Source organism: Stappia sp. (assembly GCF_048268045.1).
Taxonomy (GTDB): Bacteria; Pseudomonadota; Alphaproteobacteria; order Rhizobiales; family Stappiaceae; genus Stappia.
In genome coordinates this window covers 1-10,732 of the sequence record NZ_JBLWWG010000023.1, presented here as the reverse complement: position 1 = coordinate 10,732, position 10,732 = coordinate 1, and the positions used below count along the sequence as shown (strand labels likewise).

General features: G+C 62.4%; 17 protein-coding genes and 2 tRNA genes. 7 read left to right on the top strand and 12 right to left on the bottom strand.

Features of this window, described 5'->3' with window-relative positions:
• From ACN0WF_RS19895 to ACN0WF_RS19870, 6 genes are all read right to left on the bottom strand, one after another.
• Positions 1-861 (bottom strand): hypothetical protein (locus ACN0WF_RS19895; protein WP_417774504.1); only part of this gene is annotated, 861 nt, incomplete at its 3' end.
• Positions 861-1,229, bottom strand: a complete 369-nt coding sequence (locus ACN0WF_RS19890) for a hypothetical protein (RefSeq protein ID WP_417480731.1) — start codon at positions 1,227-1,229, stop codon at positions 861-863. The genes ACN0WF_RS19895 and ACN0WF_RS19890, both read right to left, overlap by 1 nt.
• Positions 1,226-1,525, bottom strand: a complete 300-nt coding sequence (locus ACN0WF_RS19885; protein ID WP_417480732.1) for a hypothetical protein — start codon at positions 1,523-1,525, stop codon at positions 1,226-1,228. Before ACN0WF_RS19885 ends, ACN0WF_RS19890 begins: the two co-directional genes overlap by 4 nt.
• Positions 1,522-1,803 (bottom strand): hypothetical protein, encoded by a 282-nt coding sequence (locus ACN0WF_RS19880; protein WP_417281056.1) that lies wholly within the window; start codon positions 1,801-1,803, stop codon positions 1,522-1,524. Before ACN0WF_RS19880 ends, ACN0WF_RS19885 begins: the two co-directional genes overlap by 4 nt.
• Positions 1,800-1,958: a hypothetical protein gene (locus ACN0WF_RS19875; RefSeq protein ID WP_417281057.1), complete on the bottom strand. Its 159-nt coding sequence runs from the start codon at positions 1,956-1,958 to the stop codon at positions 1,800-1,802. Before ACN0WF_RS19875 ends, ACN0WF_RS19880 begins: the two co-directional genes overlap by 4 nt.
• Positions 1,955-2,419, bottom strand: coding sequence for a hypothetical protein (locus tag ACN0WF_RS19870; protein WP_417281058.1), 465 nt, complete (start codon positions 2,417-2,419; stop codon positions 1,955-1,957). The genes ACN0WF_RS19875 and ACN0WF_RS19870 overlap by 4 nt, the downstream gene beginning before the upstream one ends.
• Positions 2,420-2,702: 283 nt before the next feature.
• Between ACN0WF_RS19870 and ACN0WF_RS19865 the strand changes: the two genes are divergently transcribed.
• Entirely contained in the window at positions 2,703-3,554 is an 852-nt protein-coding gene (locus tag ACN0WF_RS19865) for a WYL domain-containing protein (RefSeq protein ID WP_417774503.1), read from the top strand.
• Between the two features lie 5 nt (positions 3,555-3,559).
• Here ACN0WF_RS19865 and ACN0WF_RS19860 read toward each other — a convergent pair whose 3' ends face one another.
• A complete protein-coding gene (locus tag ACN0WF_RS19860; protein ID WP_417281060.1) occupies positions 3,560-3,775 on the bottom strand; it encodes a helix-turn-helix domain-containing protein in 216 nt (71 codons plus the stop codon).
• A gap of 149 nt (positions 3,776-3,924) precedes the next feature.
• Between ACN0WF_RS19860 and ACN0WF_RS19855 the strand changes: the two genes are divergently transcribed.
• Positions 3,925-4,218, top strand: a complete 294-nt coding sequence (locus tag ACN0WF_RS19855; protein ID WP_417281061.1) for a helix-turn-helix domain-containing protein — start codon at positions 3,925-3,927, stop codon at positions 4,216-4,218.
• Between the two features lie 424 nt (positions 4,219-4,642).
• The gene (locus ACN0WF_RS19850; RefSeq protein WP_417774502.1) at positions 4,643-5,215 is read left to right on the top strand and encodes a hypothetical protein; all 573 of its coding nucleotides are present in this window, start codon (positions 4,643-4,645) and stop codon (positions 5,213-5,215) included.
• Between the two features lie 2 nt (positions 5,216-5,217).
• Here ACN0WF_RS19850 and ACN0WF_RS19845 read toward each other — a convergent pair whose 3' ends face one another.
• Positions 5,218-5,868 (bottom strand): hypothetical protein, encoded by a 651-nt coding sequence (locus ACN0WF_RS19845; protein ID WP_417281063.1) that lies wholly within the window; start codon positions 5,866-5,868, stop codon positions 5,218-5,220.
• A gap of 245 nt (positions 5,869-6,113) precedes the next feature.
• On the opposite strand from ACN0WF_RS19845, the gene ACN0WF_RS19840 reads away from it, so the two are divergent.
• From ACN0WF_RS19840 to ACN0WF_RS19825, 4 genes are all read left to right on the top strand, one after another.
• Positions 6,114-6,302 (top strand): hypothetical protein, encoded by a 189-nt coding sequence (locus ACN0WF_RS19840; RefSeq protein WP_417281064.1) that lies wholly within the window; start codon positions 6,114-6,116, stop codon positions 6,300-6,302.
• Positions 6,299-6,553, top strand: coding sequence for a DUF2312 domain-containing protein (locus ACN0WF_RS19835; RefSeq protein WP_417281065.1), 255 nt, complete (start codon positions 6,299-6,301; stop codon positions 6,551-6,553). Before ACN0WF_RS19840 ends, ACN0WF_RS19835 begins: the two co-directional genes overlap by 4 nt.
• A 102-nt stretch (positions 6,554-6,655) precedes the next feature.
• Complete coding sequence (locus ACN0WF_RS19830) at positions 6,656-7,087, top strand: ASCH domain-containing protein (RefSeq protein WP_417281066.1); 432 nt, start codon at positions 6,656-6,658, stop codon at positions 7,085-7,087.
• Between the two features lie 177 nt (positions 7,088-7,264).
• Positions 7,265-8,314, top strand: coding sequence for a site-specific integrase (locus tag ACN0WF_RS19825; RefSeq protein WP_417281067.1), 1,050 nt, complete (start codon positions 7,265-7,267; stop codon positions 8,312-8,314).
• A gap of 61 nt (positions 8,315-8,375) precedes the next feature.
• Here ACN0WF_RS19825 and ACN0WF_RS19820 read toward each other — a convergent pair.
• The 4 genes from ACN0WF_RS19820 to ACN0WF_RS19805 form a co-directional block, all read right to left on the bottom strand.
• A tRNA-Arg gene (locus tag ACN0WF_RS19820) sits at positions 8,376-8,452 on the bottom strand.
• A 60-nt stretch (positions 8,453-8,512) separates the two neighbouring features.
• Complete coding sequence (locus tag ACN0WF_RS19815; protein ID WP_417281068.1) at positions 8,513-8,818, bottom strand: ETC complex I subunit; 306 nt, start codon at positions 8,816-8,818, stop codon at positions 8,513-8,515.
• 222 nt (positions 8,819-9,040) lie between these two features.
• Positions 9,041-9,117: transfer RNA gene (locus ACN0WF_RS19810), tRNA-Pro, on the bottom strand.
• Positions 9,118-9,549: 432 nt separating this feature from the next.
• A partial coding sequence (locus tag ACN0WF_RS19805) for an autotransporter outer membrane beta-barrel domain-containing protein (protein ID WP_417774501.1) occupies positions 9,550-10,732 on the bottom strand: 1,183 nt, incomplete at its 5' end.

Sequence of the window (10,732 nt, the reverse complement as noted above, 5' to 3'; positions counted from 1 at the left end):
CCCCAGGCATCTACCTTGGCGCCGAGACCCATCATGCACTAAGACTGAAACCGGACCACCCGATAGGGGCAGGCCAGCGCCGCTCTTGTTATAGCCTTTGCCGTCACCGCCATTGTCGTTCTGTGCAATGGGACAGTCGCCCTTCCAGAAGGGGAAACTTGCGCTCAATGCGTGAGAGAGTGGCTTGGAGCTCTGAGTGGATGGTTCGCAGGTTCGGTCGGGATCGCCGCTGTATTTGCAGCCATCGCAACTGTCCGTGCCATACGTGGCCAGGTCCAAGCCGCGCGGGAAGACAATTTTCGCATTGCCGATCAGACAAGAGAAATCGTGGATGAGAAGTTGAACAGCATCCTCGAAACTCTCAATCTTGGTTGGAAGCTCTTGGAATGTGGATATGATCCGGACATCATTCCTGAAAATCAGGAAAAGGCACGCCGCACCGCCCGGCATTACGTTGCGCACTCGATTCACGATAGGGACGTGCACGACCTCGAGGAGGCACTGCCCCAACTGCTGCCCATAGATAGAGAACACCTGCGGAGCATCTTGCAAACGCTCAGGCAGTTGCGCGTCTACACCAGCAGCGATCCGAAGGACGCCAAGGAGTGGGCTTTCCCGACTGACGACGACGGTCTCTCGAGCGAAGATCGAGGCGTTACGCTCGGCATATACCTCTCCCACCTCGTAAAGAACGTTGAGAAATACGACAGGAAACTGGCGTCCATTTTCGCAGAGCGCCAAAAATATCCTGTCAATCACGACCCGCTTTGGAAGCACATGGTCGAGTCGGTGGAAAATCGCATAGCGAGTTGGAAATAGCGCATCCGTACTCACTATTGCGCATCTGCTGCACTTGCCCATCACGCCCTCCCCTCGCTGGCGAACAGGTCGCGCACGCATGGCCCGCCATCACGCCGCACACGCGGACGCGGCGCGATCGAGCTCAACCGCCCGAACGCCTCCACCTGGGCAACACGCCGCGCCAACTCCGACTTGGCCAATGCAAGGGTCCGCTGCAGCCGCGCGTTCCGGCCCGTCAGCTGCAGCGCCTCGAGCCGTGCCCTCAGTTTCTCGAACGCAAGCGCCGCCTCCAGGAAGCGCACATAGGCGCCCTGATCGTCGGGTCGGTGCTCATGCTGCGCCCGGCGCCGGTCGAGATCCCGCGCCGCCGCATCCAGTTGCACACGCATGACCTCAATGTTTTCAGATAGTTTCAGAGGGGTGATCACGTGAAACACCTCCTCTCGACAGCAGCGCGCGCATACTCAGCCGGCGACCGGTCGTCAGGCCGCAGCAGCTCGAACGGGTTGAGATCGCACCACACGCAAAGCTTCAACAGAGCCACGGGACCGATCTCATGTCCGGTCGAGGCACGGCTGATCGTGGCGCGGCTCAGGCGCACCTCGCCGGCGATCTGGTCGAGCGTCAGTCCCCGCCGGCGGATTTCCACCTGCAGGGCACGGCCAAAGCTCAGCCAGTCGATTGCCTGCGGGCGCACCAGAACATGGGCGTAGTCGCGGTTCATGCCGCAGCCCTCCCACTGCTCCGCGCACGGGCGAACAGCCGCCCGTCCCGCGCCGCCGCCACCGCCGCCGCGCGGGTCAGGTCCTCCCGCGTGAGCTCCAGCCAGCCGGCGATCTCCAGCAGCGCCGCGTCGCAGATGAACCGCCCCGCGCGAAAATCCTCCAGCACGCCCGGCGCATCGGTCATGTCCCGCCCGGCATGGTCGGCAGCCTGTACGAACAGGCCGAGAACCAGCCGGACATGCTTGCGCGCCTGAGGCGTGAACCGATCCGCGCTCATGCCCGGCACCCCGCCAGCACGGCCGCGAGGATCGCGAGCGCCAGAACCGCCATGATCAGCCCGGCCAGCCGCGCCCGCCGCGCAGAGGCATCAAGCCTTTGCGTCTGATCGGAAAGCCACCCGGCCAGCGGATCAAAATCGCCGCGCGCGCTCATGACCGCACCTCCCGCAGGCCCTGACGCGCACGTGCACCGTCATGGGTCGAGATTTGCGCCTGAAGCAGGCGGATCAGCTCTTGGGCGTGCCGGATATCCTCTTCCGACATGTGCTGGTCCGCAAGGTCCTGCACCGTCCGGCCAAGCGCCGAGAGAAGACGCGTGAACCCCGGCGATGCGGCCGGTTCACGCGGCGCGAGATCGCAGCCGGCCTTATCCGCCAGCCATTCGGCCAACGCGCGGATGCCATAGACCTCCGTCAGCATGCCGGCGCGCAAAAGCGACAGCTCGACACCCTCCATGTCCGGATCGCTGGCCTTGTAGAGCAGCGATTGGGAGCAGCCGAGTGTCGCGGCCGCCGCCGCGATCCCCTTTTCGCCGGAGACCTGCTGGATTTCCTCCAGCGCGCGGTCGATGGCGTCATGCACGGAGCCAAACGCCCGCCTCTTAAGCAGCGTCATGCAGTCCTCCAAACAGGCTGAGACCTTGGAAATGAGAAATGGCACCGGGCGTGAGACTGTGATCTCGCCGGCCCGCCAGCCGGAGAAGGTACCCCGCACCGCCTCGCGGGGCGCCGGCCACACACCGCCAAAAGAGCCGGCCCGCACGCGAGAGGTCAAAGCGTGCGGGCAGGCAGGTGAGGCCGGGAAGGCGGCCGTCTGGGAAGCCAATGAGGAAGATGGACGCAGGTCGCGCGGTTGTGCTGAAATCACCCTTGCAATTCAGGGCGAGGAGGAAATGTTGATGACCAGCGGGCTCGAGGAAGTCGCAGAGAAACTTGGAGCGCGTGCGGAAAGCCGCGAGATCCCGGAAGGAGCGAGACCGGCTCGCCTGTCGGACGAGGATGACGGCGAAAGCCTGACGCTCGACGACGCGCAAGCCATCGCCGATCCGGATGGTATAGCGGAAGGCCAGACCTTCATGATCGAGTATCTCGACAGCAAGAACGTCCTGACCACGCGCCGCATCACGGTTCTGGAAATCACCGCAGACAAGAAGGGCGCACCGTCCCTGAAGGCGCGCTGTCACGAACGCAATGCCCTGCGCAAGTTTCGCGTCGACCGCATAGTGTCGTGCATTGATCTTGACGGCGAGGTGCACAATCACCCCGTCACATTTCTCAATGCAGCACTCGGCACGCGGCTTGACCCGTCGATCGAACCGCCGGACTTCGACGTGGCGATCGATGGAGACTACACGCCGCCAAAACCTCCAGAGAACTGGGCGCAGATCAACCGCATGATCGTTCCGCACTTCTCGATGCTTGCGGCACTGTCGCGCAGCGACGGCAAGATGCGCGACAAGGAAGTGCGCGTCGCCCGCGATCACTGCGCGCGCCTGGCGACGGAAGAAGGATACCCTGTTTCCAACCTGACGCTGGAGTGGATCGAGAAATCCATCCGAAGGCGCTACCCCACACGCGGCTACCTCAAGAAGACCATGAACCTGATGAAGAACCACTGGCCGCCGCACCACGTCACCGACCTGCTCATGTCGGGGCTGGAACTGATCGACGTCGACGGCACGCGCGACCCGGAAGAGATCAAGCTTATCAACGAGATCTCTCAGGCCGTCATCGGCATGGACATGGCCTGAGACGGTCATGAGATAATCTCGCCCTCAGCAATCAGGAGGTCAGCGTGAGTGAGTTCTGCCGCCGTCGCATCAATGATTGCCGCGCGATATCGCGGTCGAGGCTCGGCAATGCGGCGTTCCCACTTCGACACCGTTCCCTTAGTCGCGCCAACGCGCATGGCGAAAGCCTCAAGGGTGAGACCGTGTCGTTCGCGATAAAGGGTAAGGGGATGCTTCATCATGAAATTGAGTTTCTATAATGGAAACATTTTCGTCAAGCACAAAGCGCTCCGTAGTTTCTATTTCAGATAACGCCTTGATTTTGCGGCGGTGCGATAATTCGCTCATGCCCACGTGCATCCACCATACCAACCACAGACGCCCCTCTCACGTGTATCTGCGTGAGTGGCTGGAGTACCGCGCCTTGACGGCAGAGCAGCTCGCGGGACGGCTGGAGACCAGCAAGAGCGTTGTATCGAAGCTTTTGAATGGAAAGCAGCGGTACAATCAGGATTGGCTCGAGCGTTTTGCCTATGCACTTAACTGTGAGGTGCCGGACTTATATCGCGACCCGACGACCCCAACGCATGACGATCTGCTGAGCCGGGCGACGCCAGAGCAGATGAAACAGATCATCGATTTCGCCGAATATCTAATCAACAAGACAGGAACCGAAAATAGATAATTTTTATACATTTCAATGACTTATATTTTCAAAATTCCTTTTCTCGCTCACCATCCCTGCAATAGCCGCTTCACGCGGAAGGTCGAGCATCGCCTAGTTTTCTCTCTCCGTACCGGTCACGTCTTTCACTCCCCCCCCCAACTACGCCCCCTGCCCTGCCGGACAAGGATGTTAGAGCATCCACACCAAAAGAACCGCAGATGCGCTCCACCTACCAAGCCACAGTGTTTCACGCCCGCGCCATCGAGCGCCAACATTGCAAGCTCACGGCGGCAGCTACATTTCCATAGCCGAACCCAGTCAGGGATAAAGCACTAGCTCCCGCCCAGAATTGACGCTACGCAATCAATTGTTTCTTTTTTGGAAACTTTACGATTGATATCGACGTTTCTATTTTGGAAACATGGACTCTCATCGCCACCCGATGGGGGACACCATGCCATCACCACCCAACACACCCGCCAAGATCGACGGCAGCAGGCTCATCAGCCGCAATGCGTTCGGCCGCACCCTGATGATCCACGACCTCTCCTCGGGCGAGCGGATCTTTCCATGCGAGCCCATGTGTGAAGCCGAGCGCGCTCATGACGCACGGATCCGCGCGAAGAATGCAGAGTACCGCCGCTCGGACCTTGCACAGCAGGCCAGTGACTTTCGGGAGGTCGCCCGGCTCGCCTTGATCGCGGCGGATGCCGCCGAGACGATTTCACGCGCGGTCACGGTCGACAACTTTGACCGGATCTCCAGCGATTGCAGCTACAGGCATGACGGCCGGCGCGAGGCCTTCACCTTCTACCGCTGGGATCCGGACTGTTTCGACGGCTGGGAAAGCGCCGGCCCTCTTGCCGAGGCGTTGCTTGAGATCCTGCGCGACCAGACGCTCACCATTCTCGCCCGCAATCTGACCGAAGAAGCCGGCCCTCTCGCTGCAATTGTCGCAAGAGCCCGTGCGGAGACGGGTGAAGCACCAGAGCGCGACAAGGAGGCCGAGGAATGAGCCTAGGCTTGCTTCTCTCTATCCCTAAGGGCCTTGGTCGCAAGGGCAACATTGACTTCCTTTGCCAGAAGCCTCGAGGCCTCGCCCCACTGGTCGAGATGGTCCGCATGTTCAAGGATCTGCTTGGGACGCGGCTTGTTGTTATTGATGAAGGCCCTCACCGCCTTTCGCACACTCTCATCGTCACCCTTCATCAGAGACCGGTCGAGAAGTTCCGGCTTGCCCCACACTTTGGCGGGTTTCAATCCGGGCGCCTGGATCTCGAAAATGGCTTGATGCGTCATATCGTTTCGGCGGTTTGTGAGCCGACGCAACTTGTCGAGATGATCGACCACGCGCTTGCAGATGTCGCTCTCAGGATCGATCCGGGCGCAGACGAGGCTCTTGAGAACGTCACGTTTGGCACGATTGCTGTCCAGCGCAGCCATGAGCGCAACGGCAGCTTCGAGATCGCTTATAGACGACGCGGTGCCATCTTCGTTTGGCGCCAAATGAGTCACCATCAAAGCGCCGGCAAGAAAAAGAAGCCAGGTCTCGCTTTGCGAGAAGCTGTGTGTGGCCCGGCCAAGAGCAGCGAGGATCTCCGCCCCCTCAGCATCATCGAGTTTGGCCGGTGTCAGCTTGTACGAAAACGATTCATCGTTGGCGGACATCAATTTTCTCCATCTAGACGAGCGAAACACCAGGACCAGCATCGGACCAACGGCGACTGCCAAAGAGCACCAGATCCAAAGCGCCTGCCCAGGCTCAATCTCAGTCAGCAGAAGCCCCTGTTCTCAACACGCGCCAATTCAACCCTAACAAGAACATTAAATACAGAAACAATCTTTCATACGATCGCCGATCGGCATTTACCGCGGCTGACCTCCCACACGTTCAGCTTTAGCACGAGCCGGGCATGACCGCGGCCGTCGCCCTCGTTCTTCTCGGCACCCTGCTGTGCGCGGCTGCGCTGGCGCTTGTCGCCATCGCGCTTGCCGGCGCGGCCGCGCTCGCCATGGGCCTGCGCTGGCAGCACGCCGATGAAACCGACCTCACGCCCTGGCAGGGGCGCCCCCTGCCCGACCAGAAGGAAACCGACACATGAGTGATGCAGGCGGAATTGCAGCCGACCAGCTCCGCGCCTTCATCGAGCGCATCGAGCGGCTCGAGGAGGAGAAGAAGGTCCTCGGCGACGACATCAAGGAGATCTACGCCGAGGCCAAGGGCACCGGCTTCGACGCGAAGATCCTGCGCAAGGTCATCTCCCTGCGCAAGAAGCAGCCGCACGAGCGCGAGGAGGAAGAGGCGATCCTCGACCTCTACATGCAGGCGCTAGGGATGGCCGGCACGGCCTAACCCTGTCCCGCGCGGGACCTTCCCCTCCCCGCGCGAGAACGCCACCGGCGGCGCGCTCCTCCCCGCCCGCCGGTGGTGCCCCTCAACCGCAGGAAGTCGAGCATGAAAGCCCTCAGCATCAGACAGCCATGGGCATGGGCGATTCTCGCCGGCATCAAGCCGATCGAGAACTGCACATGGCCCACAAGCTTTCGCGGTCCCGTGCTGATCCACGCTGGCAAGCGCGAGGAGCGCTCAAACATCGATTACGTGCTGAGGGAGTGCTCCCACCACACCGGCACGTCGGTCGCGCTGCTGCGCAACGCCTACGACCAGCAGGCCGCGATGGGCGCGATCATCGGCGCGGTGACGATCACCGATTGCGTCACCGACCACCCGAGTCCGTGGTTCCACGGGCCGCATGGGTTCGTCCTCGAGCGCCCTGCCAGGGCGATGAAGCCTGTCGCGTGTGCCGGCACGCTCGGCTTCTTCACAGTCCCGGACGACATGCTCGCCGGGCTGGATATTCTCGGATACGTGGAGGCGACAGGATGAGTGCTGCACGTTTTACCAAGGTGGAACTCCGGCGCGCGTTGGACGTGATCGAGTCCGCGGGCGTCTCATTCGCGGTGCGGATCGAACCCGACGGCGCAATCACGCTACTCCCATGCTCCCCGGTTTCGGTGCAAGGTGCATCGGACGATCCGTTCGACGAGTGGCTGAGGGAGCGGAATGCGAGTGCGTCTTAGGGGTATTCACCGCGTTCGCGCGAAACTGGCCTCTGGTGAGGTTCGGGAATACTACTACGCGTGGCGGGGCGGGCCGAAGCTCGACGGCGCACCAGGATCGGAGGCCTTTCTAAGGTCCTACAATGCTGCCATCGAGGCCAGGAAAGAGACTGACACCGGCACCATCAGCGCGCTGGTTCGCATGTATCGCAGCAGCCCGGAGTTCACCGGCCTGGCCGAGATCACCAAACGCGATTATCGCGCTGTCTTCGATAAGATCCGACAGGAGTTCGGCACGATGCCGATCAAGGCTGCGACGGATCCACGTGCACGCCGTCTGTTCAAGGCGTGGAGAAACCGATACTCCGCGACGCCCCGAAAGGCAGACCGCTACTGGAGTGTGCTCAAGCGGGTGTTCTCCTACGCGGTCGACAACGGCGAAATTCCGCTCAATCCGTGCGCCGGTGGTGGCCGCCTGTGGAGCGGATCGCGCAAGGAATCGATCTGGACACCTCAGTCCCTCCTCGCGTTTCGCAGCGTCGCGGCGCGGCCGCTTGTTGACGCAATGGAACTCGCCATCGCGACCGGACAGCGTCAGGGCGACCTCCTCCGGTTGACATGGTCCGCCTACGACGGTGAGCGCCTGAACCTGCGGCAATCGAAGACAAAGCGCCGCGTTTCGATACTGCTCGATGATGCCACCAGGCGTTTGCTCGACGAGCGCAAGGCCGCGAACGACGAGCGCGAGCAACCATCGGTGACGGTTCTCACGAACAGTAGGGGAAAGGCGTGGACCTCAGACGGGTTCAAGACGTCATGGGGGCGGGCGACAGCGCGCGCGGGAGTGAAGGGCCTCACGTTCCACGACCTGCGAGGCACGGCCATTACGCAAGCGGCCGTGGCGGGCGCATCGGTGCTGCAGATCGCCAGCAGGTTTGGCTATTCGCCTCAGGATGTCGAGGCAATGCTCGATCGCCACTACCTCGCCAACAGCCAGTCCCTGGGCGACGCCGTTGTCGGGCTAAATGAGCACAACAAGAGAACGAAAGTGTAAAACGCGCTGTAAAATGCCCTCCGACCAAAGAGCACGAAACCGTATAACCCCTTGAAAAGTTTGGCGACCCCGGCAGGACTCGAACCTGCGACCATCGGCTTAGAAGGCCGGTGCTCTATCCGGCTGAGCTACGGGGCCGTACGCGGGACGAGATTTCGCGGCACCCCGCCGGGCGTCCCGTCGTCCCGGAAATGCGCTTCAGTGCGTCCAGGGCATGAAGCGGTCGTAGCGGAAATTGTCCGAGTAGGCGATCTTCGGCACGCGACGCTCGTTGGCCGCCTCCACCCGGTAGGCAATGCCGTTGCGCTCGGCATAGGCAACGGCCTCCTCGCGGGTGGCGAAACGCAGGCGAATCTGCTGCTTCATGTCGCTTGAGGAGGTGTAGCCCATCAGCGGCTCGATCGAGCGCGGCTTCTCCGGAGCGTATTCCAGCACCCAGTTGTGGGTCTTGCCGCGCCCCGACTGCGTCGCCGTCTTCGCCGGGGAATAGATGCGTGCGACCATGACTGCGGCTCTCCTTGGCTCAGACCACGCACGAAGTGACACACACGCCGTGCGGCCGCTCGCGGGCGGCAGATACCGGTTTATTCCTTGGAATTGGCGGTGAAGTCAACTCGCCAATCGCCCGCATGCCCGGCAATCGCGCAAAGCTTCGCTGCGCGCGCCAGAATGCCGCGACATCGCCGTCTGCGCCTATCGCAAGGAAACCGGAAGACTGGAAGGAAATGGTCGGGGCAGCAAGATTCGAACTTGCGACCCTCTGCTCCCAAAGCAGATGCGCTACCAGGCTGCGCTATACCCCGACAACTGGATTTCTGCGGTCTATCCGGCATTGGCCCCGTCAGTCAAGCGGGAATGAGCCAGGAATTTGGGGGGCAACTCGGCATGCCGGAGCAAAGGAGCCCCGGAATAGTCCCGGAAGCCGGGCCGGAGAAATCGTGTTTTGTTCCACTCCTTCCACGGCTCTGTGCGCTCGGGTGGTTCTCGCGGCAGGCCACCCTGACGACAAGGATCTCTCTGGGCGTTCTCACGGCGCCGGAGCCTGCTTCAAACTGGATCAATTCAGCCGGGCAATGTCAGGCGAAGCCGTCTTGCTCTCTCTCAAGGGCCGCTGATCCGTTCCATGACCATCTGACAAGAAGCCCCCGGCGCCGTGGCGCCGGGGGCTTCGTTTTCGGAGCGCCGCCTCCCGGCTGGCCGGGACGGCGCGGAGGCTTGCAGGACTGTCCGTGTCCTCAGAACCGGAAGCTGAAACGCGCGGAGCCGGAATGTTCAGCCGCCCTGTCACCCAACTGGCCGGCATAGTCGAAGCCGAATGTGGCGTTGTCGCTGACGTCCACCGAAAGCCCGGCGCCGAGCACCGCGACGTCCTCGGCGATCGGCGCCCCTTCGACGGTGAAGGCCGCGCCCCCGGCAAGCCGGTTGGTCGAGGTCGGCGTCAGATCGCCGAAGCCGTGGCGCCAGCCGGCCATGGCGGAGACCCGGGCCATGCGGCCCTCGCCGAACAACGCGATTTCCGAAGACGTCCGGACACCCAGCGTCGTGAAGGTCACGTCGGTGGTCGAGCCGTTCACCGTCAGCGCAGAGGCGCCGCCGCTTTCCGAATAGCCCTCCATGTCCGTGGAGACGAAGTTCAGACCAGCAAAGGGTTCAAGCTGCAGCCACTTGTCCTGCCCCTCCAGGCGGAACGCATAGCCGATCTCGCCGAAGGCCTGCGCGGTGCCGGCGTTGGTCGAGCCCTTGAGCCGCTCGCTGATCCCGCCAACCACGACGTTCCGGGTGGTGCCGATGTCGTTCCAGGTGTAGGCAGCACCGCCCGACAGGCGGAAACCGTCAAGCTGCGTGCCGGCGTAAACGCCGATCTGGTAGCTGTCCGCCTGGCTGGAGGACCCCAACGCGTCGACGTCATAGTCGGACGACTGGTAGCCGATGAAGGCGCCGACACGGGCCATGCCGAGCCGGGCATCGGCGCCGAACATGGCGCCGGCGGCCGAGCGGTCGACCCCGAAAGTGGTCGCGGTCGAGTCGGTGGAACCGATCGAGCCATAGGCCCGCATCCAGAGCGCGTAGGCCTCGCCGCCGAGCCCGTCGGGTGCGCCATGGGTGGCGATCTGGATGCCCGGCATCGGTGCGCCGCTCTCCTCGAACGCCTGATTGATGCGGGAGAACACGGTGGTGCCGACAATGTTGGCGTTCTGCGTCAAGCCGCCCTGCATGGAGGCAATCGCCTCACCCGAAAGCTGGTCGAACGCGTTGCGTGCGCCGTCGTCCGACAGGCCCATGATCTGCTGGACCAGCGGATTGGTGTTCGGCGTGCTTTCAAGCGAGATCGCGACCGCCTTCTGGTTCGGGGTCCTTGCAACGTCGGACATGATGACGTCGTTGCGCGTCAGCGTCAGGTCGACCGTGGTCGCCGTG

Bases quoted from the DNA above. Each gene is read 5' to 3' on its own strand.
- ACN0WF_RS19870 (WP_417281058.1), bottom strand. From the start codon at position 2,419: ATGACGCTGCTTAAGAGGCGGGCGTTTGGCTCCGTGCATGACGCCATC.
- ACN0WF_RS19830 (WP_417281066.1), top strand. From the start codon at position 6,656: ATGAAAGCCCTCAGCATCAGACAGCCATGGGCATGGGCGATTCTCGCC.
- ACN0WF_RS19880 (WP_417281056.1), bottom strand. From the start codon at position 1,803: ATGAGCGCGGATCGGTTCACGCCTCAGGCGCGCAAGCATGTCCGGCTG.
- ACN0WF_RS19860 (WP_417281060.1), bottom strand. From the start codon at position 3,775: ATGATGAAGCATCCCCTTACCCTTTATCGCGAACGACACGGTCTCACC.
- ACN0WF_RS19840 (WP_417281064.1), top strand. From the start codon at position 6,114: ATGACCGCGGCCGTCGCCCTCGTTCTTCTCGGCACCCTGCTGTGCGCG.
- ACN0WF_RS19815 (WP_417281068.1), bottom strand. From the start codon at position 8,818: ATGGTCGCACGCATCTATTCCCCGGCGAAGACGGCGACGCAGTCGGGG.
- ACN0WF_RS19885 (WP_417480732.1), bottom strand. From the start codon at position 1,525: ATGAACCGCGACTACGCCCATGTTCTGGTGCGCCCGCAGGCAATCGAC.
- ACN0WF_RS19835 (WP_417281065.1), top strand. From the start codon at position 6,299: ATGAGTGATGCAGGCGGAATTGCAGCCGACCAGCTCCGCGCCTTCATC.
- ACN0WF_RS19825 (WP_417281067.1), top strand. From the start codon at position 7,265: ATGCGAGTGCGTCTTAGGGGTATTCACCGCGTTCGCGCGAAACTGGCC.
- ACN0WF_RS19875 (WP_417281057.1), bottom strand. From the start codon at position 1,958: ATGAGCGCGCGCGGCGATTTTGATCCGCTGGCCGGGTGGCTTTCCGAT.
- ACN0WF_RS19845 (WP_417281063.1), bottom strand. From the start codon at position 5,868: ATGTCCGCCAACGATGAATCGTTTTCGTACAAGCTGACACCGGCCAAA.
- ACN0WF_RS19865 (WP_417774503.1), top strand. From the start codon at position 2,703: ATGACCAGCGGGCTCGAGGAAGTCGCAGAGAAACTTGGAGCGCGTGCG.
- ACN0WF_RS19850 (WP_417774502.1), top strand. From the start codon at position 4,643: ATGGGGGACACCATGCCATCACCACCCAACACACCCGCCAAGATCGAC.